The organism is uncultured Serinicoccus sp. (genome assembly GCF_947500995.1).
GTDB lineage: Bacteria > Actinomycetota > Actinomycetes > Actinomycetales > Dermatophilaceae > Ornithinicoccus.
Genome location: NZ_CANMUA010000007.1, coordinates 104,449 through 129,350 on the forward strand (window position 1 = coordinate 104,449; position 24,902 = coordinate 129,350).

25 protein-coding genes are annotated in these 24,902 nt (G+C 74.0%); 9 read left to right on the forward strand and 16 right to left on the reverse strand.

Features of this window, described 5'->3' with window-relative positions:
- Nucleotides 1–4: 4 nt before the first annotated feature.
- Entirely contained in the window at nt 5–1,315 is a 1,311-nt protein-coding gene (locus Q0967_RS11930; protein ID WP_298750498.1) for a DUF58 domain-containing protein, read from the forward strand.
- Between the two features lie 127 nt (nt 1,316–1,442).
- Here the strand turns inward: Q0967_RS11930 and Q0967_RS11935 are convergent, their stop codons facing one another.
- Nucleotides 1,443–2,438, reverse strand: coding sequence for a stage II sporulation protein M (locus Q0967_RS11935; RefSeq protein WP_298750500.1), 996 nt, complete (start codon nt 2,436–2,438; stop codon nt 1,443–1,445).
- Nucleotides 2,439–2,487: 49 nt separating this feature from the next.
- Here Q0967_RS11935 and Q0967_RS11940 point away from each other — a divergent pair, with 49 nt between their 5' ends.
- A complete protein-coding gene (locus Q0967_RS11940) occupies nt 2,488–3,294 on the forward strand; it encodes an RDD family protein (RefSeq protein ID WP_298750502.1) in 807 nt (268 codons plus the stop codon).
- Nucleotides 3,295–3,360: 66 nt separating this feature from the next.
- Here the strand turns inward: Q0967_RS11940 and Q0967_RS11945 are convergent, their stop codons facing one another.
- Nucleotides 3,361–4,509, reverse strand: a complete 1,149-nt coding sequence (locus tag Q0967_RS11945; RefSeq protein WP_298750504.1) for an adenosine deaminase — start codon at nt 4,507–4,509, stop codon at nt 3,361–3,363.
- A complete protein-coding gene (locus Q0967_RS11950) occupies nt 4,499–4,849 on the reverse strand; it encodes an AraC family ligand binding domain-containing protein (protein WP_298750505.1) in 351 nt (116 codons plus the stop codon). The genes Q0967_RS11945 and Q0967_RS11950 overlap by 11 nt, the downstream gene beginning before the upstream one ends.
- 24 nt (nt 4,850–4,873) lie before the next feature.
- Here Q0967_RS11950 and deoC point away from each other — a divergent pair, with 24 nt between their 5' ends.
- Nucleotides 4,874–5,641, forward strand: coding sequence for a deoxyribose-phosphate aldolase (gene deoC, locus Q0967_RS11955; protein ID WP_298750507.1), 768 nt, complete (start codon nt 4,874–4,876; stop codon nt 5,639–5,641).
- Nucleotides 5,642–5,729: 88 nt separating this feature from the next.
- Here deoC and Q0967_RS11960 read toward each other — a convergent pair whose 3' ends face one another.
- Entirely contained in the window at nt 5,730–7,019 is a 1,290-nt protein-coding gene (locus Q0967_RS11960) for a thymidine phosphorylase (protein WP_298750509.1), read from the reverse strand.
- A gap of 25 nt (nt 7,020–7,044) precedes the next feature.
- Complete coding sequence (locus Q0967_RS11965; protein ID WP_298750512.1) at nt 7,045–7,701, reverse strand: hypothetical protein; 657 nt, start codon at nt 7,699–7,701, stop codon at nt 7,045–7,047.
- A gap of 54 nt (nt 7,702–7,755) precedes the next feature.
- Between Q0967_RS11965 and Q0967_RS11970 the strand changes: the two genes are divergently transcribed.
- Nucleotides 7,756–8,421 carry a hypothetical protein gene (locus Q0967_RS11970; RefSeq protein WP_298750514.1) on the forward strand — a complete coding sequence of 222 codons (666 nt, stop codon included), beginning with the start codon at nt 7,756–7,758 and terminating at the stop codon, nt 8,419–8,421.
- The gene (locus Q0967_RS11975; protein WP_298750516.1) at nt 8,418–9,713 is read left to right on the forward strand and encodes a chloride channel protein; all 1,296 of its coding nucleotides are present in this window, start codon (nt 8,418–8,420) and stop codon (nt 9,711–9,713) included. Before Q0967_RS11970 ends, Q0967_RS11975 begins: the two co-directional genes overlap by 4 nt.
- A gap of 59 nt (nt 9,714–9,772) precedes the next feature.
- Here Q0967_RS11975 and Q0967_RS11980 read toward each other — a convergent pair whose 3' ends face one another.
- From Q0967_RS11980 to Q0967_RS12010, 7 genes are all read right to left on the reverse strand, one after another.
- Nucleotides 9,773–10,168, reverse strand: a complete 396-nt coding sequence (locus tag Q0967_RS11980; protein WP_298750518.1) for a cytidine deaminase — start codon at nt 10,166–10,168, stop codon at nt 9,773–9,775.
- 56 nt (nt 10,169–10,224) lie between these two features.
- A complete protein-coding gene (locus Q0967_RS11985; protein WP_298750520.1) occupies nt 10,225–11,529 on the reverse strand; it encodes an ABC transporter permease in 1,305 nt (434 codons plus the stop codon).
- Entirely contained in the window at nt 11,526–12,842 is a 1,317-nt protein-coding gene (locus tag Q0967_RS11990) for an ABC transporter permease (protein ID WP_298750522.1), read from the reverse strand. The genes Q0967_RS11985 and Q0967_RS11990 overlap by 4 nt, the downstream gene beginning before the upstream one ends.
- Nucleotides 12,839–14,428, reverse strand: coding sequence for an ABC transporter ATP-binding protein (locus Q0967_RS11995; RefSeq protein WP_298750523.1), 1,590 nt, complete (start codon nt 14,426–14,428; stop codon nt 12,839–12,841). Before Q0967_RS11995 ends, Q0967_RS11990 begins: the two co-directional genes overlap by 4 nt.
- Nucleotides 14,429–14,598: 170 nt before the next feature.
- Entirely contained in the window at nt 14,599–15,768 is a 1,170-nt protein-coding gene (locus Q0967_RS12000; protein WP_298750524.1) for a BMP family protein, read from the reverse strand.
- 168 nt (nt 15,769–15,936) lie between these two features.
- On the reverse strand, nt 15,937–17,211 hold the full coding sequence (locus Q0967_RS12005; protein ID WP_298750864.1) for an amidohydrolase: 1,275 nt from the start codon (nt 17,209–17,211) through the stop codon (nt 15,937–15,939).
- Between the two features lie 128 nt (nt 17,212–17,339).
- Nucleotides 17,340–18,440 (reverse strand): quinone-dependent dihydroorotate dehydrogenase, encoded by a 1,101-nt coding sequence (locus Q0967_RS12010; RefSeq protein ID WP_298750526.1) that lies wholly within the window; start codon nt 18,438–18,440, stop codon nt 17,340–17,342.
- Between the two features lie 24 nt (nt 18,441–18,464).
- Here Q0967_RS12010 and Q0967_RS12015 point away from each other — a divergent pair, with 24 nt between their 5' ends.
- The 3 genes from Q0967_RS12015 (at nt 18,465) to Q0967_RS12025 (ending at nt 21,578) form a co-directional block, all read left to right on the forward strand.
- Nucleotides 18,465–19,589: a mannose-1-phosphate guanylyltransferase gene (locus tag Q0967_RS12015; RefSeq protein WP_298750527.1), complete on the forward strand. Its 1,125-nt coding sequence runs from the start codon at nt 18,465–18,467 to the stop codon at nt 19,587–19,589.
- Nucleotides 19,590–19,726: 137 nt separating this feature from the next.
- Nucleotides 19,727–20,887: a glycosyltransferase family 1 protein gene (locus Q0967_RS12020; RefSeq protein WP_298750866.1), complete on the forward strand. Its 1,161-nt coding sequence runs from the start codon at nt 19,727–19,729 to the stop codon at nt 20,885–20,887.
- 43 nt (nt 20,888–20,930) lie between these two features.
- The gene (locus tag Q0967_RS12025; protein WP_298750530.1) at nt 20,931–21,578 is read left to right on the forward strand and encodes a 2'-5' RNA ligase family protein; all 648 of its coding nucleotides are present in this window, start codon (nt 20,931–20,933) and stop codon (nt 21,576–21,578) included.
- Here the strand turns inward: Q0967_RS12025 and Q0967_RS12030 are convergent.
- Nucleotides 21,508–21,858, reverse strand: a complete 351-nt coding sequence (locus tag Q0967_RS12030; RefSeq protein ID WP_298750531.1) for a LysM domain-containing protein — start codon at nt 21,856–21,858, stop codon at nt 21,508–21,510. The genes Q0967_RS12025 and Q0967_RS12030 overlap by 71 nt on opposite strands.
- A 223-nt stretch (nt 21,859–22,081) precedes the next feature.
- Here Q0967_RS12030 and Q0967_RS12035 point away from each other — a divergent pair, with 223 nt between their 5' ends.
- Entirely contained in the window at nt 22,082–23,068 is a 987-nt protein-coding gene (locus Q0967_RS12035; protein WP_298750533.1) for a malate dehydrogenase, read from the forward strand.
- Nucleotides 23,069–23,157: 89 nt separating this feature from the next.
- On the opposite strand, the gene Q0967_RS12040 is transcribed toward Q0967_RS12035, so the two are convergent.
- Genes Q0967_RS12040 through Q0967_RS12050 form a run of 3 tightly spaced genes read right to left on the reverse strand, consistent with a single transcriptional unit; the run spans nt 23,158 to nt 24,900 of the window.
- Entirely contained in the window at nt 23,158–23,460 is a 303-nt protein-coding gene (locus Q0967_RS12040; protein WP_298750536.1) for a DUF3017 domain-containing protein, read from the reverse strand.
- A complete protein-coding gene (locus Q0967_RS12045) occupies nt 23,460–24,311 on the reverse strand; it encodes a bifunctional methylenetetrahydrofolate dehydrogenase/methenyltetrahydrofolate cyclohydrolase (RefSeq protein WP_298750538.1) in 852 nt (283 codons plus the stop codon). Before Q0967_RS12045 ends, Q0967_RS12040 begins: the two co-directional genes overlap by 1 nt.
- Before the next feature lie 34 nt (nt 24,312–24,345).
- Nucleotides 24,346–24,900 (reverse strand): glycine cleavage system protein R, encoded by a 555-nt coding sequence (locus tag Q0967_RS12050; RefSeq protein ID WP_298750540.1) that lies wholly within the window; start codon nt 24,898–24,900, stop codon nt 24,346–24,348.
- Nucleotides 24,901–24,902: the final 2 nt, after the last annotated feature.

Genomic DNA, 24,902 nt, shown 5'->3' on the forward strand with positions numbered 1-24,902 from the left:
CGCGATGATCGTCCGTGGACCCGTCGTGGCGATGGCCCTGCTCGGGCTGCTCCCGGTCCTCCTGTGGCCGGCCGCGTCCGGGCCGCTCGCCGCCGGGTGGCTCGCGCTCGTCGCCACGCTCGTCGTCGTGGACGCCGTCGCGGCGCCCCGGCCGACCTCGCTGGAGCTGCACCGCCCGCCGGTGGCGCAGGTCCGGCTGCAGGAGGAGACCACGACGACGCTGCTGGTCACCAACCGCGGGCGCCGTCGGGTCCGCGGCCTGCTGCGGGACGCCTGGGTGCCCTCGGCGGGGGCGCAGGAGCCGACGCGTCATCCGCTGGACCTGCCCCCCGGCGAGCGACGCCGGGTGGCCACGAGCCTCCGGCCGACCCGACGGGGCGACCGACCGGCCGTCGGTGTCACCGTGCGCACCCACGGCCCGCTGGGGCTCGCGGGGCGCCAGGGCACCGTGCTCGTGCCCGGTGCCGTGCGGTCGCTGCCACCGTTCCGGTCCCGGCGGCACCTCCCAGCCAAGCTAGCCCAGCTGCGCCAGCTCGACGGGCGCTCCGCGGTGCGGACCCGTGGGCAGGGCACCGAGTTCGACTCCCTGCGCGACTACGTCGAGGGCGACGACGTCCGGTCCATCGACTGGCGGGCCACGGCGCGCCGCCAGCACGTGGTGGTGCGCACCTGGCAGCCGGAGCGCGACCGCCGGGTCATCCTCGTGCTCGACACCGCCCGCACCAGTGCCGCCCGGGTCGGGGACGAGCCACGGCTGGACGCCGCGATGGACGCAGCCCTGCTGCTGGCCGCACTCGCGTCCCGGGCCGGCGACCGCGTCGACCTGGTGGCCGGCGACCGGGCCGTCCGTGCCCGCGTGGGCTCGGGCACCACCGCCGGCCGGTCCGGGCTCCTGCACCAGCTGGTGACGGCCATGGCGCCCCTGGAGCCCGCGCTGCTGGAGGCGGACTGGCCCATGCTGGCCGGAGCCGTGACGACGCTGACCCGCCGCCGCGCCCTCGTGGTACTCCTCACCCCGCTGGAGCCCGCGGCGCTCGAGGAGGGGCTGCTGCCCGTCCTGCCCTCGCTCACCGCGCACCACCGGGTCGTCGTGGCCTCGGTCGCCGACCCGGCCCTGCACGACCTGCAGCGGGGTGCGGACGACGTCGCCGGGGCCTACGCGGCCGCCGCGGCCGAGCGCACCGAGGCCCTGCGGCACCGCACCGCCACGGCCCTGGCCCAGCTGGGGGTGACCGTCCTCGACGAGCCGCCGGAGCAGCTTCCGCTGGCCCTGGCGGACCACTACCTCGCCCTCAAGGCCCAGGGCCTGCTCTAGCGTCCTCGTCCGTCCCCGGGGGGCGACGCCGGTCGGGGGGCGCGGTGTGCCGTCGACCCGCCCGTCCGGAACGGCTCATCCGCGCACGTGCGTGGATGAGCCGGTGGCGACGGGCGTGTCGGGCGGCTCAGCCGGCCGTCGGCGCAGTGGCGGCCTGGAGGTCCTCGCCGACGTCCCCGCTGACGCCGCGGCGGACCGCCCACCGACCCAGGGTGAAGACGTAGGCGAAGAACAGGCCGAGCGCCAGGGCACCGATCCCCACCCGCGCCCACGTCGGCAGCGGCGAGGGCGTGACGAACCCCTCGATGAGACCGGAGACCAGCAGCACGAAGACCAGGCCGATCGCGACCCCGGCAGCCGTCCTGCCCTCGGCGGCCAGGTTGGCCAGCCGGGTCCGCCGGCCGGGAGCCACCCAGGCCCAGAAGAGCCGCAGCCCCACCCCGGCCGCGACGAAGATCGCCATGAGCTCGAGCAACCCGTGCGGCGCGATGAGTCCCCAGAAGACGTCCCCACGGCCGTGCCGGTGCATGAGCGAGCCGATCACCGCGACGTTGGCGATGTTCTGCCACAGCAGCCAGATGACCGGCAGGCCGAGAACGCCCATACCGATGCACCGGGCCGCGACCCAGGCGTTGTTGACCCAGACGAGGGTGGAGAAGCTGCTCGCGGCGTTCTCGGAGTAGTAGGACTCGAAGCTGACGTTGACGAGCTCGGTCACCTCCTCCGGGGAGAGCAGGGACTGCTCCACCACCGGGTTCTGCACCAGCCACCAGCCGAGCACGAGCCCCACCACGACGTTCGCGAGAGCGGTGATCCCCCACCACCAGCGCAACCGGTAGAGCGCGGCCGGGAAGTCCTCGACGAAGAACCGACCGATCCCCGACCAGCTCGCCGTCCGCACCCGGGCCGCGCGCGCCCGGGCCCGCGCCACCAGCGTCGACAGGTGGGTCACCACGCCGGCGTCCGGCGCGCTCGAGCGCACCAGCGACAGGTCGGTGGCCGCGCGCTGGTAGCCGTCGAGCAGCTCGTCCGCCTGCTCGCCGTCGAGCCGGCGCTGCCGCGCGAGGTGGTCCAGCCGCTCCCACGCCGCCCGCCGGCGCCCCACCAGGGCATCGAGATCCACCCGCCCACCGTAGGTCATCCGCCGGTGCGCGCGGACTAGAGTGCGGCGTATGGCGAGCCGGGGCATCTTCGAGGCGCAGCGCTTCGTCACCAGCGAGGCGGTCGAGGTCGAGCTGCCCGCCGCCGCGCTGCCGACGCGCATGCTCTCCGGCCTCATCGACCTGCTCGTGGTCGCGGCAGGGGTCGTCGCCCTCGTCCTGCTCGTGCCGGGCGACCTCTTCGAGGCGGACGCCGCCCTCGGTCAGGTGTTCGTCATCGTGCTGACGGTGCTGGCCATGGCAGGCATACCGATCACGCTGGAGACCCTCACCCACGGCCGCACCCTCGGCAAGCTGGTCATGGGGCTGCGCACCGTCAGGGACGACACCGGGCCCATCGGCCTGCGGCACGCGGTCATCCGCGCCCTGGTCGGTGCGTTCGAGATCTGGATGACGCTCGGCAGCGTGGCCCTCATCACGGCGATGACCAACGAGAAGGGCAAGCGGCTCGGGGACTTCCTCGCCGGGACGTACGTCGTGCACGACCGGGTGCGGCTGCGGCTGCCCGAGCCGCCCCAGGCCGACCCCGCGCTGGCCGCCTGGGTGCAGGGGGCCGACATCGGCGTCGTCCCGGACGCCCTCGTGGTGGCCACCCGCCAGTTCCTGGCCCGGTCCTCGAGCCTGACGCCCTCGGCGCGCGCGCAGACCGGGGGTGAGCTGTATGCCGCGCTGCTCGGCTACGTGGCGCCGGCGCCACCCCCCGGCGCGCCCCCGGAGCAGGTCATGGCCACCGTGCTGGCGCGGCGGCGCGAGCACGGTGAGGAGCGTCTCGAGCGGGCCGACCGGCTGCGGGCCCGGCTGCTGCCCGACCGCGGCTGACCTCTCTCGTCCCTGGACAGGGCCCCCGTGGGCGACGGGCCCGGGAGGCGAGGCCCAGACCGGTGGTCAGCCGTCGTAGGCGGGCTTGAGCACGTCCTCGATGAGCGCGAGCCGCTCGTCGAAGGGCAGGAAGGCCGACTTCATCGCGTTGACCGTCACCCGGCGCAGCTCGGGCACGCCCCACCCGGCCTGGTCCACGAGGAGCTGGGCCTCCCGGGTCATGGAGGTCGCGCTCATCAGCCGGTTGTCGGTGTTGAGGGTCACCCGGAAGCGCAGGGCGTCCAGCAGCCGGATCGCGTGCTCCGCGATCGAGGGGGCCGCGCCGGTCTGCACGTTGCTGCTGGGGCACATCTCCAGCGGGATCCGGCGGTCGCGCACGTAGGCGGCCAGGTCCCCCAGCGAGAAGGCACCCGGCTCCTCCCGCGCCCGGTCGATCGCGCCGGTGAGGTCGTCGGTGACCGGCGAGCCGTCCAGACGGATGTCGTCCACGATCCGGATGCCGTGACCGAGACGCTCGGCCCCGCACCGCTGGATCGCCTCCCAGATGCTGGGCAGGCCGAAGGCCTCACCGGCGTGGATGGTGAAGTGGGCGTTGGCCTGGCGCAGGAACTCGAAGGCGCCCAGGTGCCGGGTGGGCGGGAAGCCGTCCTCCGCCCCGGCGATGTCGAAGCCGCAGACCTGCTCGGCCCGGTGGCGCACCGCGAGCTCGGCGATCTCCCGGCTCCGCGCCGCGTGCCGCATCGCGGTGAGCATCGCGCGGACCCGGATGGGCCCGGCCGGGGCGTCGGCGTCCGGGCCCGCCACGACCTCCTCGCCCTCGCGGAACCCGGCGTTCACCGCCTCGACCACCTCGTCCAGCCCCAGGCCGCCCTCGAGGTGCTGCTCCGGGGCATACCTCACCTCGGCGTAGACGACGCCGTCCGCGGCGAGGTCGAGCACGCACTCCCGGGCCGTCCGCCGCAGCGCCTCGGCCGTCTGCATCACCCCGACGGTGTGGCTGAAGGTCTCGAGGTAGCGCACGAGCGAGCCGCTGTCCGCCGAGGCCGCGAACCACCCCGACAGTGACGCGACGTCGTCGGCCGGCAGCGCGGCATACCCCTGCTCGCGCGCCAGCTCGAGCACCGTCGCCGGGCGCACGCCGCCGTCGAGGTGGTCGTGCAGGAGCACCTTGGGCAGCCGGCGGATCTGCTCGGTGCCGAGCGCCTCAGCCGTCACGGTTCGCCCGCTCCAGGGTGAACGCCGGGGCGCAGACGGCGAGGTACTCCGCACCGCCGGGACCCACCGAGTAGCGCACCCACTCGCCCGCGCGGGTCAGGACGCACTCCCCCGGGCCCAGCTCGAGCCGGCCCCCCTCGTGCTCGACGACGAGGTGCCCCGCGAGGAGATAGGTGACCTCGTCGAACTCCGGGCGCTGTCCCGGCTCGTCCCACCCCGCCGGCGCGGTCATCCGCGCCACGGACACGGTGTCCTGGCTGGTGCTCGCGGCACCGGCCAGCTCCTGGATCAGCTTCTCCCCGGTCCCGGGCACCCGGACCGGCCGCAACATCGTCGGCATGAGGATGATCCTATTCTGGTGGGTATGTCGCACACGATCACCCCCGGCACCACGCTGACCACCCAGGACGTCGCCGACCTCATCGACCACGCCCTCCTCAAGCCCGAGCTCACCCCGCAGGAGGTGGAGCAGGCCTGCCGCGAGCTCGCCGCCGACGAGATCTGGTCGGTGTGCGTGCGGCCCTCCGACGTCCGGCTCGCGCTCGCCGCCGTGGACGGGCACCGGACCCGCGTCTGCACCGTCATCGGCTTCCCGCACGGCACCACCTCGACCGCGGGCAAGGTGGCCGAGGCGCGCCAGGCGCTGGCCGACGGCGCGACCGAGCTCGACATGGTCCTCAACATCGGCCGGCTGCGCGGGGGTGACCTCGACGCCGTCAAGCAGGACATCGCCGCGGTCGTCGAGGTCGGCCACGCCACCGACGTCCTGGTCAAGGTCATCATGGAGACCGCGCTGCTCGACGACGAGCAGAAGCAGGCCGCCTGCCGCGCCAGCCAGGAGGCCGGTGCCGACTTCGTCAAGACCTCGACCGGCTTCGCCGGCGGCGGGGCGACCCTGCCGGACGTGCGCCTCATGCGGGCGACCGTGCCGGACACCATGCAGGTCAAGGCCTCCGGCGGGGTGCGTGACATCGACACCCTCCTGGCGATGGTGGCCGAGGGCGTCACCCGCATCGGCACGTCCTCGACGCAGGCGCTGCTGGCCGGCGCCCGGGAGCGCGAGGAGGCCGGCACCCTCGTCGTCCCCGAGCCCGGGTCGGACGTCGCGGGGGCCGACGGGCAGGGCTACTGACGGCGTTCCGGCGCGCGCCCGGTGCGTGCTGGGCGCGCGTCCGGTGCGGGCTGGGCGCGCGTCCTGTGCGGGAGGTGGCGGGTAAGGGTCAGCTCACGCGGTCGATGACGATGCTCTCGGCCGTCTCCACCTCGTCGGCCGACCCGATCGCCCAGGCGCCGTCGAGGGCCGCGGCGGCCCGCTCGATGCGGTTCGCGTCGTCGGTGTGCAGGGTCAGGAGCGGCTGACCTCGGCGGACCTCGTCGCCGGGCTTGGCGTGCATCACCACACCGGCCGCGGCCTGCACCGGGTCCTCCTTGCGGGCCCGGCCGGCCCCCAGGCGCCAGGCCGCGACCCCGACGGCCAGGGCGTCGAGCCGGGTGAGCACCCCGTCGGCGTCGGCCACGACCTCGTGGCTCTCCGTCGACTCCGGCATGGGGGCGTCGGGGTCGCCACCCTGAGCAGCGATCATCCGCCGCCACACGTCCATCGCGCGACCGTCGGCGAGCGCGTCCGCGGGGTCGACGTCGCTGACGCCGGCTCCCTGCAGCATCTCGCGGGCCAGGGCGACGGTGAGGTCGACCACGTCCTGCGGTCCGCCACCGGCGAGCACCTCGACCGACTCGGCGACCTCGACGCCGTTGCCGGCGGTCAGCCCCAGGGGGGTCGACATGTCGGTCAGCAGGGCCACCGTGTGCACACCGGCGTCCTGGCCCAGCGCCACCATGGTCTCGGCGAGCTCACGGGCGTCGGCCTCGGTCTTCATGAACGCCCCCGACCCCACCTTGACGTCGAGCACCAGGGTCCCGGTGCCCTCGGCGATCTTCTTGCTCATGATGGAGGAGGCGATGAGCGGGATCGCCTCCACCGTCCCGGTGACGTCGCGCAGGGCGTACAACCGCTTGTCCGCCGGGGCGAGCCCCGAGCCCGCCGCGCAGATGACCGCGCCGACGTCCTCGAGCTGGTCGAGCATCTCCTCGTTGGACAGCGAGGCGCGCCAGCCCGGGATCGCCTCCAGCTTGTCCAGGGTGCCGCCGGTGTGGCCGAGCCCGCGGCCGGAGAGCTGTGGCACCGCGACCCCGCAGGCGGCGACCAGCGGCGCCAGCGGCAGGGTGATCTTGTCGCCGACCCCGCCGGTCGAGTGCTTGTCGGCGGTCGGCCGGGACAGGGAGGAGAAGTCCATCCGCTCCCCCGAGGCGATCATGGCCTTCGTCCAGTCGCTGATCTCCCGGCGGTCCATGCCGTTGAGCAGGATGGCCATCGCCAGGGCCGACATCTGCTCGTCCGCGACCGCGTCACGGGTGTAGGCGTCGATGACCCAGGCGATCTCCTCGCCGCTCAGCTCCCCCCGGTCCCGCTTCGTCCGGATGATGTCGACCGCATCGAAAGACTCGCTCATCCGCCCAGTGTGACGTATGCCGCGGCTAGGCGTAGCGGCCGGTCCGGGCGAGCGAGCCCGAGCTCTGCACCACCCGTGCCACCCGGCTCCCGGCGGGCTCCTCGCCGCGGGCGGCGTCCACCTCGCGCGCCAGGCGCCGCAGCCCGGACTCGAACTCCCTGCGCCCGCTGCCCGGTCCTCCGTGGGCGCCGGAGAGCATCATGAGGGAGCGCTCGACCAGCTGGTCGATCTCGCCGAGCAGGCGCGCCACGTCCGGCCCGGCGCCGGCGCACGCGGCGGTGTCCAGCTCCCGGCCGAGCCGTCCCAGGTGCAGCTGTCCCAGGGACACGACCGGGTCGGTCGAGGTGCTGGTCGGGTATGCGCCGGCGCCGTGGTCGTCCACCGCGCCGGCACCCGGCCCGGGCAGGGGCGGGGGCGGGGCCTCGTCGGGGTAGCGGGGGACGTCGATGCGCGGCAGGTCGGAGGTGCCTCCCACGGGGTCCTGCGGGGTGGCGCCGGGCCGGTCGTCGGAGGCACGCCCCCCGCCGACGGACCCCGGGCGTCGCCCCTGGCCGGTGACCATGCTGAAGATCACCAGCCCGATGATGATGGGCACGACCGGCACGTCCCAGCTCGAGAAGACGTTGACGAGGACGACCACGAGCACGATGCCGAAGATCGGCACCCGGGTGGGCTTCTTCATACCTGTCTCCGCTCTCGCTGTCCGACCGTGGGTCGGTGTGACATCCTGGCCCGCGTGCTCATCGCAGACATCATGGCCCTCGTCGCGCCACCGGTCACGGACCTGCTGCGCCGTTCCCGCAGTGTGACGCAGGACCCGCAACCGATGTTCCCCACCATCGTCGCCGTGCGCAACGACCGCGTCCTGGCCACGGTGTCGACCCTGCGCATCGAGGCGACGATGTCGGCCGCGTCGACGATGGCCGTGGGGCTCGACCCGCAGGCGCTCGTCGTGGCCACCGAGGCGCGGCTGGACGACCGCCCCGCCCTGACCTACGCCGTGATGACCCGCGAGCGCAGCGCCCGCTGGGTCGTCCAGGAGATCCACGACGACGGCCCCCAGGTGCGCTTCTCGGTCCCCGTCGACGGGGGCGAGCCGCGCGGGCAGGCGGCCGGCACGCTGCGCGTGCTGGCCGAGGCCCTGGGCCAGCGCCCGATGGACGTCTCGACGGTGGCACGCCAGGACCGCTCGGGCACCTTCGGCGAGGACACGTTCCTGCCGCCGGAGCAGGGCCGCGTGGTCGTCGACGCGGGCACGATGAGCACCCTGCACGAGCGGGTCGCCGAGATCGGCGGCCAGGTGCTCTACCTCGCGCGCAGCCCGGAGTCCGGGCGGCTCGCCCTCGAGGCCGGCCTGCCCCGGGCCTGTCTGCTCGCCCCCGCCCCTCCCGCAGGCTCATGACCACCGCCCGCTACGGGGTGCGCCCGCACTTCTGGCGGGTCATGGGGGGTGCCGCCGTCGTGGGGCTGCTCGCCGGCGCGGCCTGCGTGGTCTACCTCGCCGTCGAGCACGTGGTGACCCGACTCCTCTGGGGCGAGGGGGGCACGCCGCTCGGCCTGTTCACCGGCTCGCTGGTGGGGGTGCTCGTCGTCCTGGCCGCCGGAGCGCTGGTCGGGTGGGTGCGGCACCGCACGGGGCTGACCGGTCCCGACCCCGACTTCATCGCCGAGATGATCGAGGGCGAGGTCCCGCTGCGGCGGGGGGCACGCTACGGCCTGCTGGGCCTCATCAGCCTCGTCGGTGGCGGCTCGGTGGGGCCGGAGGCTCCGCTCGGCACGCTCGGCGGCGGGATCGGCACCGCCGTGGGCCGGCGCTACGAGCGACGTGAGGAGGCCACGCAGGACCTCACCTTCGCGGGCATCTCCGGGGTGTTCGGCGCCCTGGGCACCTTCCCCTTCGCCGGACCGATCATGGCCTGGGAGGTCCACCACGACCGCTGGCACGAGGCACCGCACCGGATGCTGCCCGGCATCGTCTCGGCCACCACGGCGCTCGCGGTGCTCTACCCCCTGCTCGGCACGCCCTTCCTCTCCGTCTACGACCTGGGCGACTCCGACCTGCGCGTGTGGTGGATCGGCCTGGCCGCCGTGCTGGGGGTCGCCGGGGCGGCGCTGGGCGCGGTGTGCGTCCTGGCGATGACGCTCTCGCGGCGGTGGAGCGCCCGCGTCCCCCACGTGGTGGTCCGCGCCCTCGTCGGCGCCGCGGTCGTCGCCGCGGTGGGGTATGCCGTCCCCCTCACCCTCTTCTCCGGTCGCGCCCAGCTGAGCGGGGTCCTGGAGGGTGGCGTCGCCGTGACGGCCGGGCTGCTCGTGCTGGTGCTGCTGGGGAAGGTCCTGACCTTCGTGGTCTCGATGACCTGGGGCTTCTTCGGCGGCCCGATCTTCCCGCTGGTCTTCGTCGGCGCCGTCGCCGGGGTCCTCGTCCACCAGGTGGTCCCCGGCATACCGCTCGTCGTGGCCGTCCCGGCGCTCGCCGCCTCGGTGACGGCCGCCCTGGTGCCCCTGCCCCTCATGGTCATGGTCATCACGACCATGCTGTTCGGCCTGCAGCTGGAGCTCGGGGTCGTCCCCGCGGTGGCCGTCGTCACGTCGACCGTGCTGGTGCGCGGCACCGGCCTGGCCGCGTGGCTCTCCGGTCCCAGCCGTCCCACCGGCACCACCGCGCGGGGAAACGAGCAGCGACCGGGGAGATAACCCGGGCCGCGGGACACATCCCCGCAGGATGTGACGCCTGTGGCTCGCGGGGCGCCGGCTCAGCGGCGCTCCAGGTCCTCCGGGCCGAACGCCTGCGGCAGCACCTCGTCCATGCGCAGCACGCCCTGGGGGGTCTGCAGCAGGCAGTCCGCGCCGCCGTGCTCCCACACCAGCTGGCGGCAGCGCCCGCAGGGCATGATCGTCTCGCCCCGGCCGTCGACGCACCACACCGCCACCAACCGTCCGCCGCCGCCGGCGACGAGGTCGGAGACCATCCCGCACTCGGCGCACAGCGTGACGCCGTAGCCGGCGTTCTCGACGTTGCACCCGGCCACCACCCGCCCGTCGTCGACCAGCCCGGCGACCCCCACGGGGTAGCCGGAGTAGGGCGCGTAGGCGCGCCGCGTCATCGCCACCGCGGCGTCGTGCAGCGGCTGCCAGTCGATCTCGGCCATGGGGGGACTCCTCGGGGGTCGGCGCCGGCCCGGCCCGGCTGGCTCGGGCCGCGCGCTCAGCTCTTGGTGTAGGGCACGCCCTCGGCAGCCGGCGGACGGACCCGCCCGACGAAGCCGGCGACGGCCAGGATGGTGATGACGTAGGGCAGCATGAGGAGCAGCTCGGAGGGCACGCCGCTGCCGATGCTGGACAGCACGTTGCCGAGGTTCTTGGAGAAGCCGAAGAGCAGGGCGGCCATGACCGCCCCCCAGGGGTTCCACTTCCCGAGGATCATGGCGGCCAGCGCGATGTAGCCCTGCCCGGCCGACATCTCCCGCCCGAAGGCGAGTCCCGAGCCGACGGTGAAGAAGGCCCCGCCCAGCCCGGCGATGGCCCCGCCGAGGATGGTGTTCCAGACCCGACGGACGTTGACCTTGATCCCCACCGTGTCCGCCGCCTTGGGGTGCTCGCCCACGGCCCTCGTGCGCAGGCCCCAGCGGCTGCGGAAGAGCATGAACTGCAGGCCGAAGATCAGGGCGTACATGAGGTAGACCAGGATCGTCTGGTTGAACAGCACCGGCCCGATGACGGGGATGTCGGCCAGCAGCGGGATCCGGATGCGGGGCAGGGGCATCCGGCTGTTCCACAGGGCCTTGTTGTCCGACAGCACGGTCGAGAACAGGAAGCCGGTCAACCCGATGATGAGGGTGTTGAGCACGACGCCGACGATGATCTGGTTGACCCGGAAGGACACCGAGAACCACGCCAGGCCGGCGCCGACGAGGGCACCGGCGAGCGGTGCCGCGACGAGCCCGAGGTAGGCCGATCCCGCCGCGGAGGCGACGACCGCCCCCATGAACGCCCCGAACAGCAGCTGGCCCTCGATGGCGATGTTGATGATGCCCGAGCGCTCGCAGATGACCCCCGACATGGCGCCGAAGACGAGCGGCACCGAGAGCGCGAGCGCCCCCGCGAGCAGCGAGACCATGGGGATGACGGTGCTGCGCCCGGCCCCGACGAAGGTGAGGAAGGCCAGGACGAAGGCGACCCCCACGACGACGTGCGTCCAGGCGGGCAGCGGCCGGCGCTCGCGCCAGCGCCAGAAGGAGAAGCCGGTGGCCGCAAGCATGACCACGAGCAGCACCACGAGGAAGCCCAGCGCCGGGACCGGGATGTTCGGGATGCTCACGAGGTCGCCGCTCGTGCCGAACTGGAAGGTGGTGCGCGCGTCCGCCGGGGTGTCGAGCACCCAGGCGACGAGGGTCACCAGGGCGGCGAGGGCGTAGACGACCGTCGCCTTGAGGCTCACCTTGGGCCGGGCCCGCTGGGGTCCGGCGCCCTCGGAGGGGGTGGCCTGCTGCGGCTGGGTGGCGGTGCTCATGCCGTCGCCTCCTGGGTCGTGCGGGTGTCGGCCTTGCGCCGTCGCCGGCGGTCGGGGTCGGGCAGCCGGAAGACGGACCGGACCAACGGGGGCGCGGCGATGAACAGCACGATGAGCGACTGCACCACCAGGACGATGTCGATCGGGGTCGAGGTCAGGGACTGCATGAGGAAGCCGCCGGCCTTGAGCGCCCCGAAGAGCAGCCCGGCGAAGAAGGTGCCCCACGGCCGGGACCGACCGAGCAGGGCGACGGTGATGGCGTCGAAGCCGAAGGAGGCGGCCACCCCCGCCGTGAGCGAGCGCTCGGTGCCGAGGACCTGTCCGGTCGCGGCCAGCCCGGCGAGCGCGCCGGCGACGACCATGGTGATGACGGTGATCCGACCGACCGACATGCCGGCCGTCCTGGCCGCCGCAGGGTTGGCGCCGACCGCACGGATCTGGAAGCCCACGGTGGACCGCTCCATGAGCCACCAGACGAAGATCGTGGCCAGGATCGCGACCACGAAGCCCCAGTGCAGGCGGAAGCCGTTGTCCGGCCACAGCCACTGCGGCACGAGCAGCGGGTAGGTCGCGTCGGGGCTGACGGCCGGGCTGCGCTGGCCCGTGCGCCCCGGGTTGAAGCCGGGCTGCTTGAGGATGTAGCTGATGAGGTAGACGGCGATGTAGTTGAGCATGATCGTGACGATCACCTCGTTGGCCCCGAACCTCGCCTTGAGGACGCCGGGGATACCACCCCAGACGGCGCCGCCGATCGCGCCGCCGAGGATGGCGACGAGCAGGTGGATCACCGGGGGCAGGTCGAAGGCGAAGCCCAGCCAGGCGGCCCCGATGGCGCCGACGATGATCTGCCCCTGGGCGCCGATGTTGAACAGGCCGGCGCGGAAGCCGACGGCGATGCCCAGGCCGGCCAGGATGAGCGGGACGGCGAAGACCATCGACTCGGTGAGCGGGTTGACCATGCCGGCGAAGGTCGCCGCCTGCCAGTCGAAGACCGAGCCGCGGAACATCGCGACGTATGCCTCGGTCATGGCGCTCAGCCCGGCCGTGATGGTGTCGAGAGGCCGTGCGAAGAAGTAGGTCGCCGCCTCCCTCGTGTCCTCGTCGGCGAAGGCGATGAGCAGGCCGCCGATGAAGAGGGCCAGCACGACGGCGAGCACCGACATGAGGGCGCTGCCGCCGAGCATCTGCTGGAGGACACCGGGGCGCTCCTGCTCCCGCACGGTGGGTCCGCCGTTCTCGCTGCCCGCGTCGGCGGGAGGCGGGGCCGCGACGGACTGCTCCTCGCCGGCGTCGGGCCGGTTCTGGTCGTTCATGCCTGCTCCTCACCGAGATCGGCGGCACCGAGCACGGACCGGTGCTGCGCCGCCTGCTGCTGGGCGTCCTCGAGCGGGACGCCGGCCATCATGAGGCCCAGGACGTCACGGCTGACCGGGGTGCCGTCCTCCCCGACGGCGTCCACGATGCCGACGATCCGCCCGCGGTACATCACCGCGATCCGGTCGGCCAGACCGAGCACCTCGTCCAGCTCGGTGGAGACGATGATGACGGGCGTGCCGCGGTCGCGCTCGGCGACGACCCGCCCGTGCACGAACTCGATGGAGCCGACGTCCAGACCCCGGGTGGGCTGGGACGCGACGAGCAGGCGCAGCGGGCGGGACATCTCGCGAGCCAGCACCACCTTCTGCGCGTTGCCGCCGCTGAGGGTCGAGATCGGGTCGTGGACCGAGGTGTAGCGGACGTCGAACTCCTCGGTGCGCTGCTCGGCGTTCGCGGTGACCTTGGCCGGGCTCATGGAGACCCCGCGCGCGAAGGGCGGGGTGTCGTAGAGGTCGAGCACGAGGTTCTCGGCGATCGAGAAGCTGGAGACCACGCCGTCGGTCGACCGGTCCTCGGGAACGAAGCCGATGCCCGAGCGCAGGCGCTCCTTGACCCCGGTGCCGAGGATGTCCTTGCCGTCGAGGCGGACCGACCCGGAGTCGGCCTCCTCGATGCCGAGGATGACCTCCGCGAGCTCGGTCTGGCCGTTGCCCTGCACCCCCGCCACGCACAGGATCTCGCCCGCCCGGACGTCGAAGGAGATGTCGTCGACGAGGACGGTGCCGGTGGGGGCCACGACGGACAGGCCCTCGACCTCGAAGGTCGCCTCTCCCGGCTGCGCCGGCTCCTTCTCGACGGTGAGGCTGACCGAGCGGCCGACCATGAGCGAGGCGAGCTCGGTCTCGGTCGAGGTCGGGCTGGCCTCCCCCACGACCCGGCCGCGCCGGATGACGGTGATCCGGTCGGCGATCGCCCGGACCTCGCGCAGCTTGTGGGTGATGAACACGATCGAGGTCCCGGACTCCTTGAGCTCGCGCATGATGCGGATGAGCTCGTCGGTCTCCTGCGGGGTGAGCACGGCGGTGGGCTCGTCCAGGATGAGCACCTGCGCGTCCCGGGACAGGGCCTTGATGATCTCGACCCGCTGCTGCACACCGACGGGCAGGTCCTCGATCCGGGCGTCCGGGTCGACCTGGAAGCCGAACCGGTCGGAGATCTCCCGCACCCGCCGGCGCGCCTCCTCCAGCCTGAGCACACCACCGGCGCCGGTCGGCTCGTAGCCCAGGGCCACCGACTCGGCGACGGTGAAGACGGGCACCAGCATGAAGTGCTGGTGCACCATGCCGATGCCGGCGGACACCGCGTCGCCGGGGCCCTTGAACGTCGCCGGGGCCCCGTCGAGCAGGATCTGTCCGTCGTCGGGGTCGTAGAGGCCGTAGAGGACGTTCATCAGCGTCGACTTGCCGGCACCGTTCTCGCCGAGCAGGGCGTGGATCTCCCCGGGCTCGACGACGAGGTCGATGTGGTCGTTGGCGACCAGCGAGCCGAAGACCTTGGTGATGCCCTGCAGCTCGAGCTTCATCGCAGAACCTGCTTCATACATACCTCACGGGGTGGTGCGGTCCGGGCGCGGCGATCAGGGGCCGCCCGGGGGGATGCGGAGGACAGCGTAGCGGCCCGGCCCGAGGTGGGCCGGGCCGCTACCGGAGCGGGGTCTGCGGGTCGGTGGGACCGGTCCGGCAGACCCTCGCGTCACTGCTGCGGGCTGTTGGGCGACTCGACGGTGAGGTCGCCGGAGACGACCATCTCCTCGAGCATGGTGACCGCCTCGGCGAGCGACATCTCCTCGCCGTCGGGACCGGTGACCATCATGCCCTCGACGTCGCCGGCCATGTCGTGGTACTCGGCCAGGCCGACCCCGTCGTTCTCCAGCGTGCCGACGTAGGGCTCGTTGGTGAAGCCGCCGTCCACCGCCTCGGTGACGGTGGTCTCGACGGCCGCGCCGATCTCCTTCATGACCGAGGTGAGCATGAGGTCGGAGTACTCGGAGGCGGTGAGGTAGCCGTCGGAGTCCACCCAGATGATGTGCACGCCGTCGGCCTCAGAGGCGGCCGCGGCGGCACCGAGGCCGACCGGACCGGCGACCGGCATGACGATGTCGGCACCCTGGGAGATGAACTGCTCGGTGAGGGTCTGGCCCTGGCTCTGGTTCTCGAAGTCACCGGAGAAGGCGCCCTCCTGGGCCTCCTTGTCCCACCCGAGCAGGTTGACGTCGGTGCCGTTGTCCTCGTTGAACTTGTCGACGCCGTCGGCGAAGCCGTCCATGAAGACCGAGACCGAGGGGATCTGCAGGCCGCCGAAGGTCGCGACGGTGCCGGACTCGCTCATGCCGGCGGCGAGGTAGCCGGCCAGGTAGCTGGCCTCCGCGGTGTTGAAGAGGATCGGCTTGGCGTTGTCCAGCTCCACCGGGTTGAAGTCGGCGTCGCTGAAGGCGGAGTCGATGAGCGCGAAGTTGGTGTCGGGGTTCTCCTCGGCGGCCGCCTGGATGGCGTCCTCGAGCAGGAAGCCGACACCGATGGTGATGTTGCAGCCCTGGGAGACGAGGTTGGAGACGTTGGTGGCGTAGTCGGTGTCCGCCTGGGACTCGACCTCGACCGGCTCGATGCCCAGCTCGTCGGCCGCGGCGTCGAGGCCCTCCTTGCCGGACTGGTTGAACGACTGGTCGTCGAACCCGCCGGAGTCGGAGACCATGCAGGCCTTGAAGTCACCGGCGTCGCCGCCGGCGGCCTCGCCGTCCTCACTGCTCTCGGCGTTCTCGCCGCCACCGGCAGTGGTGTCGTCTTCGGAGGGGGCCTCGCCGCACGCGGCAAGGACGAGGGTGGCCGCCGCACCGGCGGTGGCGAGCTTCAGGACCCGACGCACGGGATACTCCTTTGTCCTGTGGGTATGACGCGACGATGGTAACCCTGGTGACTCGCCGGTAGGTGCCACGCCTCACGGGCGCGTGGCAAGACGTGACGAACTCGTGACCTGGGTCGTCACAGGCGTCACACGCGTCCCGTGCCGGGTGCCCGCGACCGGGCGGGACGGTCAGGGGTGCATCTCCCCCAGCGCCGTGAAGACCGCACCGGCGAGCAGCTTGGCACCCACGAGCACCGACCGCTCGTCGACGACGAGGTCCCCCTGGTGCAGCTCGTAGGTCGGGCCGCCCGGTGCCCGGGTCCCGAGCCGGGCCATCGCCCCGGGCACCTGCTGGAGGTACCACCCGAGGTCCTCGCCCCCCATGGACTGCTTGGTGGCCTGCACCGACCCGGCCCCCAGGAGCATCATGCCGGCCTTGGAGAGTGCGACGACCGAGGCGTTCTCGTTGTCCACGGGGGGCACGCCCTTGGTGTACTCGACGGTCGCGGTCACGCCGTAGGGCGCCACCACCGCCTGGACGGTCTCGGTGAAGATCGGCTCGACGACGTCCCAGAGCTCGGCGTCGAGCATGCGCAGCGTGCCGAGGGCCTCGCCCCGCGCCGGGATGACGTTGGCCGCGGCCCCCGCACGCACGACACCCCAGACGAGGACCGCGGCCGCCCGGGGGTCCAGCCGACGGGTCAGCGCGGCGGGCACCTCCGTGACGACCTTGGCCAGCGCGTAGGTGATGTCCTGGGTCAGGTGGGGCCGGGAGGTGTGCCCGCCGCGGCCGGTGATGACGACGCGGACCTCGTCGGACGCCGCGGTGATCGGCCCCACGCGCAGGCCGATGCGCCCGACGTCGACGGAGGGGTCGCAGTGGACCGCCAGCATCCGGTCGACGCCCTCGAGCCCTCCCTGCTCCATGACCTTGAGCGCGCCCCCGGGGTGCGTCTCCTCGGCCGGCTGGAAGACGAGCCGGACGGCCGCCTGCCGCGCCACCAGCTCCTCGGACAGCTCGTGCAGGGCCAGCCCCGCCCCGACCAGCCCGACCGTGTGCACGTCGTGACCGCAGGCGTGGCAGACGCCCGCGGTGGTGGAGGCGAAGGGCAGGCCGGTCACCTCGTCGATGGGCAGGGCGTCGAGGTCCGCGCGCAGGGCGATGCGGGTGCGCGGCTCGGGGTGCCCGATGTCGACGAGGGCACCGGTGCCCGGCAGGGTGCGCACCTGCGCCCCGGCCTGGGACAGCACGCCCGCGACGAGCTCGGTGGTCCGGTGCTCGGTCCAGCACACCTCCGGGTGCTCGTGCACCTGTCGCCGCCAGGCCAGCAGCTCCTCGGCCCGCCCCTCGACCACGGCCTCGATCCGTCGCATCACCTCGGCGAGGGGGCGGGGACCGCCGCGCTCCCCCGGACCGGGGTCGGGGGCTGCGGTCTCGCGCTGGGTGCGGGCGTCGGTGGTCAACGGCTCTCTCCGGACGGGGCTGGGGGTCACCGACGAGCATACGCGCGGCGCCCGGGCCGCCCCCTCACCCCCACCGAGCGCCGTGAACGGTTCCCCTCACCCCCACCGAGCGCCGTGAACGGTTCTCCTCACGCCCACCGGGCGCCGTCCGGGGTCGTCGCGGTCACGGCGTCGGCGACGAGGCCGGGCCCGGCATACACGAGGCCGGTGTAGAGCTGGACGAGGTCGGCACCCGCGTCGACCAGCGCGGCGGCGTCCGCGCCGGTCAACACCCCGCCCACGCCGATGATTGGCAGGTCGGTCAACCCCCGCACCCGGCCGACGACCTCCCTCGCCCGCAGCGTCAGCGGTGCCCCGGACAGCCCTCCGGTCTCGGCCGCAGCCCGGGCCGCGTCCACCGACGCGACCCCCTCCCGGGACAGGGTCGTGTTGGTCGCGATGACCCCGCCCACCCCGGCGTCCACCGCCACGGCGACCGCCTGCTCCAGCGCGGGCGCGGTGAGGTCGGGCGCGACCTTGACGAGCACCGGCACGTCGGCGGCCCGCACCACCGCGGTCAGCAGCTCCGCCAGCGGGCCCGCGTCCTGCAGCGAGCGCAGGCCCGGGGTGTTGGGCGAGGACACGTTGACCGCCAGGTAGTCGGCGAGCCCGGTGAGCGCCCGTACCGAGACGAGGTAGTCCTCCACCGCCGCCTCCACCGGCGTGACCTTGCTCTTGCCGATGCTCACCCCGACGGGCAGCCGCACGGACCCGGCCCGCCGCGCGGCGCGGAGCCGGCCGGCGAGCGCCTCGACGCCCTCGTTGTTGAACCCCATGCGGTTGATGACCGCACGGCTGACCGGCAGCCGCACCAGGCGCGGCCGGGGGTTGCCCGGTTGCGGCAGGGCGGTGACGGTGCCCAGCTCGACGTGCCCGAAGCCGAGGGCCCCCCAGCCCGCCACGGCGCGACCGTCCTTGTCCATCCCGGCGGCCAGACCGACCCGGTGGGCGAACCGCAGCCCCAGCACCTCCACGCCCGGACCTCGGGGGACCGCGGCGCCACCCGCGGCGAGCAGCCCCCGGGTGAGCGGGCTCCGGCCCAGCACGTCCACGCCGCGGACGGTGAGGTGGTGGGCCTGCTCGGCCTCCAGCCGCCACGCCACCGGCCGCACCACCCCGCGGTAGCCGAGGCGCTGGGCCGCGCCGAGAACCCGGCGCGGGGCACCGGCGGACGGCAGGGACGCTGGCATGGGAGCAACCCTAGACTGGCAGGGGTGAGCACCTCTCGCCGCGCCGCCGGCACCGCGGACGACGCCCTCGCCGACCTCACGGCCGTCGTCCCGGCCGGGGGATCGGGGACCCGACTGTGGCCCCTGTCGCGCAGCGACGCCCCGAAGTTCCTCCAGGACCTCACCGGGTCGGGCCGCTCGATGCTGCAGGAGACGGTCGACCGGGTCGGTCGGCTCGTCGGCGGGCGGGTGCTCGTCGTCACCGGCCAGGCCCACGCGTCGGCCGTGCGCCGGCAGCTGGGTGGGCTGCCCGAGGACCGTCTGCTGCTCGAGCCCTCGCCGCGGGACTCGATGCCGGCGATCGGGTGGGCCGCGGCGGTGCTCGAGCGCAGCGACCCGGACGCGGTGCTCGGCTCGTTCGCCGCGGACCACGTCATCGAGGACGAGGATGCCTTCGGCGAGTGCGTGCGCCAGGCGGTGGTCGCCGCCCGGTCCGGGTCCCTGGTCACGCTGGGCGTCCAGCCGCGCTACCCCGCCACCGGGTTCGGTTACATCGAGGTGGGTGAGCGACGGTCCTCCCCCGCCGCCCCGGACGTCCACCAGGTCGTCTCCTTCGTGGAGAAGCCGGACCGCGGCGTCGCCGAGCGCTACCTCGAGGACGGTCGGCACCTGTGGAACGCCGGCATCTTCGTCGTGCGGGCCGGCGTCCTCCTGGACCTGCTGGCCGTCGAGCACCCGGAGATGGTGCACCTCCTGCGGCTGCTCGCCCGGGACCCGGGACGGCTGGAGGAGGTATGGAGCTCGCTGCCGGCCGTGGCCATCGACCGGGCCGTGGCCGAGCCGGCCGCCCGCGCGGGCGTCGTGGAGGTGGTCCCGGCGGACCTGGGCTGGGACGACGTCGGTGACTTCGCCTCCCTCGCCACGCTGCTCCAGGAGCATCCCCGTCACCCCGGCGTGCGGGTGCTGGGCAGCCCCGACGAGGTCCTCGCGCAGGACTCCACCGGGCTGGTCGCCGCCCGCGGAGGCCGGACCGTGGTGACCCTGGGCGTGCAGGGGGTCGTGGTCGTCGACACCCCCGACGCCGTGCTCGTCACCACCCGCGAGCGCTGCCAGGACGTCCGCGCGCTGGTGGCCACCCTGCAGCAGATGGGGCGGGAGGACCTGACGTGACGACGCGCCCGGGCACCGCGCGCTCCCCCCGTCGCGCCCTGCGCGACGGCATCGGGCACCATCTCGTCACCCGTCGGCCACCCGACACACCCCCAGGGTCCGCCGACGACATACCCGACGCGCCGAGGATGGACCACGTGCGCGTCGCCATCGTCACCGAGTCCTTCCTCCCCGCCCTCAACGGCGTCACCACGAGCGTCTGCAAGGTGCTGGAGTGCCTGCGCGAGCAGGGGCACGAGGCGCTGGTCATCGCCCCCGGCACCAGCCCGTGGAGCCCGGTCATGACCCCGGAGCACTACGCCGGGTTCCCGGTCCACACCGTCACCAGCCTGCCCGTGCGCAAGTTCCGGGTCGGCCTGCCCTCCTACGAGCTCGAGACCGTCCTGCACCGCTTCCGGCCCGACGTGGTCCACGTCGCCTCGCCGTTCGTGCTCGGGGTCCGCGGCCTCGTCGCCGCCCGCGCGCTGGGCATCCCGTCGGTGGCGATCTACCAGACCGACATGCCCTCCTACATCCGCCAGCACGCCGGCCCCGCGGGCGACCTGACCGCCCGGGCCACCTGGCGCTGGATCCGGCGCATCCACGAGCAGGCCGACCTCACCCTGGCCCCCTCCACCTCCGCGCTGGCCGACCTGGCCGCCCACCACGTCCCCCGGGTCGCGCTCTGGGGACGAGGAGTCGACAGCGACCTGTTCCACCCCGACCGCCGCCACGACCCCGCCGCGGACGCGCTGCACGCCACACTCGCACCGCGCGGGGAGACCGTCCTGGGCTACGTCGGCCGGCTCGCCCCGGAGAAGGAGCTGCACCGGCTGACCGAGCTCGCCTCGCTGCCGGGCACCCGGCTCGTCCTCGTGGGCGAGGGACCCAGCCGGGAGATCCTGCAGGCCCAGCTGCCCGAGGCGGTCTTCCTGGGCCGTCGTGAGGGAGCCGAGCTCGCGCGCGCCTACGCCGCCTTCGACGTCTTCGTGCACACCGGGACCCGCGAGACCTTCGGCCAGACGCTGCAGGAGGCCTCCGCCGCCGGGCTGCCGGTCGTCGCGCCGGCGCGGGGCGGCCCCGTCGACCTCATCGAGCCCGGGGTGACCGGTGCGCTGTTCGACCCCGACGTGCGGGGTGCGCTGAGAGAGGCCGTCCTGCCGCTGGTCGGTGCCGGGGCCGAGGAGCAGGAGCTGCGGCGGCGGCTGGGCGCGGCAGGGCGCCGGCGGGTGGAGGAGCGTTCGTGGCCGGCCCTGGTGGACCAGCTGGTCGGGCACTACTCGCGGGTCGTGCACAAGGCCGCCCGCTCGGTGGCCTGAACGCCTCACGAGGGGGGCGGACGGTGCCGAGTAGGGTGGGCCGATGACCACCGGCCCCTCGTCCGACCCCGTGGTCGACCCGGCCGTGGTCGGCGTGGCCGTCCCCGTCCCGGAGCCGTGGGGAGCCCACCTGCAGCGCCTGCGGATCGGCTACGGCGAGGAGCGGGCGGCGCACATCCCCACCCACATCACGCTGCTGCCGCCGACCGAGGTCGCGGCGGGCGTGGCCGACGACCTCGACGCCCACCTGGGCCGGGTGGCCGCCTCGCACGCCCCCTTCGAGGTGCTGCTGCGCGGCACCGGGACCTTCCGCCCCGTCTCGGACGTCGTCTTCGTCCAGGTGGCCAAGGGGGTCGCAGGCTGCGAGCGACTCGAGCAGGCGGTGCGGTCGGGGCCGGTGCAGCGCCGGATCGACTTCCCCTACCACCCGCACGTCACCCTGGCGCACGACCTCCCCGGCCCCGCGATGGACCGGGCGTTCAGCGACCTCGCGGCGTTCAGCTGCACCTTCACCGCCGACGTCGTCCGTCTCTACGCCCACGACGGGGACGGGGTGTGGCGTACGCGCACCGACCACCCGCTGACCGGGGGGGTGACCCCGACGGTCGGCGTCCGCTCGGTCAGTCCCCGTCGCGGGGCAGGCGGAAGACCTGGCCCGCGAAGATCAGCTCCGGGTCCGGGATGCCGTTGAGGCGGACGATGCCGTCCTCGTCGACACCGTGGCGGGCCGCGAGGTCGGCCAGGGTGTCCCCGGGCTGCACCGTGGCCGTGGGGTGACGTCCGGCCGAGCCCGCCGCCGCGTCCGGCTCGCCCGCGGAGGCGGCGTCGTCGGGAGCGGCCGCCGGTGCCGCGTCGCCGGGGGCGGCCGCCGGGTGCTGGCGCTCGGGCCCGGCCTCACGGCCCGCCACGGCGCCGGACGCGCCGGGGCGCCGGCCGCGCAACGCCCCCCTGATCCGGTCGATGAGTCCCATGGTCCACTCCGTTCCTGCGGCCGGGCGGGGCCGGCGCCCCGCACGCGACGGCCGTCGTGCCCGCGCACCGTAGCCCACGAGCGCTGCGCCCGGCCACTCGGACGCGGTGGCCCGCGCGCAGGGTGCTAGCGTCGCTCGCATCAGCCGTCCGACGGCGCGGCGCTGCCCGACACCGTGCGTGCACGGCGCCAGTCCATCTGCACCCGAAGGAAGGTCCCCGCTCGTGAACACTCCCGTCAAGGTCGCCGTCACCGGAGCTGCCGGTCAGATCGGCTACAGCCTGCTCTTCCGCATCGCCTCCGGCGAGCTGCTGGGCCCGGACACCCCCGTCGAGCTGCGGCTGCTGGAGATCACCCCGGCGCTGGGCGCCCTCGAGGGCGTCGTCATGGAGCTCGACGACTGCGCCTTCCCGCTGCTCACGGGCGTCCAGACCGGTGACGACGCCGACGTCGTCTTCGACGGCGTCAACGTGGCACTGCTCGTGGGCGCGCGCCCGCGCACCAAGGGGATGGAGCGCGGCGACCTGCTCGAGGCCAACGGCGCCATCTTCACCGCCCAGGGCAAGGCCCTCAACAGCCACGCCGCCGACGACGTCCGGATCACGGTGACGGGCAACCCGGCCAACACCAACGCCCTCATCGCCATGAGCAACGCCCCCGACATCCCGACCGAGCGCTTCTCGGCCCTCACCCGGCTGGACCACAACCGGGCGATCGCCCAGCTCGCGGCCAAGGTCGGCGCCCCCGTCACCGACGTCTCGCACATGACGATCTGGGGCAACCACAGCGCCACCCAGTACCCCGACCTCTTCCACGCCCAGGTCGGTGGCCGCAACGCCGCCGAGGCCGTGGGCGACCAGCAGTGGATCGAGGACACCTTCATCCCCACGGTCGCCAAGCGTGGCGCGGCCATCATCGAGGCCCGGGGTTCCTCCTCGGCGGCCTCCGCGGCGTCGGCCACCATCGACCACGCCCGGGACTGGCTGCGCGGCTCGCCGGAGGGCGACTGGGTGTCGATGGCCGTGCGCTCCGACGGCTCGTACGGCGTCGAGGAGGGGCTCATCAGCTCCTTCCCGGTGACCACCCGCGACGGGTCCTACGAGATCGTGCAGGGTCTGGACATCGACGACTTCTCCCGGGGCCGCATCGACGCCACGGTGGCCGAGCTGTCCGAGGAGAAGGCCGCGGTCACCCAGCTCGGCCTCGTCTAGCCCTCCCCCACGGACCACCACCGCCCCTCCTCGCCCGTCGAGGGGGGGCGTGCTCGTCCCCCGCGTCCCGCCGGCCGGGCCGTCGTGGCTCAGCCCAGGCGCAGGGTCGCGGCGACGGCCACCGTCGCCGTGCCCAGCAGGAGCAGCGTCACGACGTCGGTGAGCCGGCTGCGGACCGCCAGACCGCCGGCCCGACCGGGTGGGAGGAGCGCGCGGAGCAGGGCGAGCACGCCGAGGGTGGCCCCGAGCGCGTAGCCGTACGCGCGCAGGTTGGACGAGGTCAGCAGCACGCCGGAGACCACGAGACCGAGGACCCCGACCCACCAGGCGCCCAGCGGCTGCGTGGCGGCGCCGGACTCCCGCCGCTGCTCCTCCCCCGGCGCGCCGCCCATCACGCCGCGTCGAGGGTGCGTTCCGCGGCCTCCACGACGTTGCTCAGCAGCATGGCCCGCGTCATGGGCCCCACGCCGCCGGGATTCGGGGTCAGCCAGCCGGCCACCTCGGCGACGTCCGGGTGCACGTCGCCGGCGATCTTGCCGTCCCGCCGGGCGACGCCGACGTCCATGACGGCCGCTCCGGGCTTGACCATGTCCGGGGTGATCATGTCCGGCACCCCTGCGGCCGAGATGACGATGTCGGCCGACCTCGTGTGGGCGGCGAGGTCCCGCGTGCCGGTGTGGCACAGGGTCACCGTCGCGTTCTCGCTGCGCCGCGTGAGGATGAGGCCCAGGGGCCGGCCGACGGTGAGGCCGCGGCCCACGACGACGACCTCGGCACCGGCGATCGGCACGTCGTAGCGACGCAGCAGCTCCACGCACCCCACGGGGGTGCACGGCAGCGGCGCCGGCTCGCCCAGCACGAGGGCCCCGAGGTTCCTCGGGTGCAGCCCGTCGACGTCCTTGGCCGGGTCGACCCGGGAGAGGATGGCGAACTCGTCCAGACCCGTGGGCTGCTGCACGAGGAAGGCGGTCACGGCCGGGTCGGCGTTGAGCTCGTCGACGGTGGCGAGCACGTCGGCGAGGCCGGCGCCGGCGGGCAGCTCACGCCGCACCGAGGTGACGCCGATGGCGGCGCAGTCCTTGTGCTTGGCCCCGACGTACCAGCGGCTGGCCGGGTCGTCACCCACGAGGACCGTGGCCAGCCCGGGCACGACTCCCCGCCGGGCCAGGGCCTCGACCCGGGTGCGCAGCTCGTCCTGGATCGTCGCGTGCACGGCCTTGCCGTCGAGGATCGTCGCGGTCATGGCGTCGAGTGTAGGGACGTGCGGGCGGCGGGGCTCACTCCCACTCCGGCTGGTCGTCGGCGTCGAAGCTGATGTCCACGAGGAGCTCGGCGGCCAGCTCCTCCAGGGCCTGCCGCAGGACCGACAGGTCGATCTCCGCGGGGGCGCGCAGGCGCACCTTGGCGGCGAAGAGGTCACCCCCGGCCTGGGGTGCCGGCACGACCTTCGTCTGGAGGTCCTCCACGGACACCTGGTGCCCGGCCAGGATGCCGGTGATCTCCTTGACGATGCCGGGGCGGTCGTTGCCGACCAGGTCCAGGTGCAGCAGGTCCCCCTCGGGGCCGGACGGGGCGGTGGCGACCACGCCCTCGTCCTCGCCCACGAGGTGCACGGTCGTCTCCAGCACGCCCCCGAGACCCCCCAGGGCCTCGGCCAGGGCCTGGGACCGGCTGTCCGGGACGTCCACGGTGACGATCCCGGCGAACTTGCCGGCGAGCTCGGCCAGCTGGCTGCGCTCCCAGCTCCCGCCGTGCTCGGCCACCACGTCGGCCAGCACGTTGACCAGGCCGGGGCGGTCGTCGCCGATGACGGTGATCACGAGAGTCGCCATGG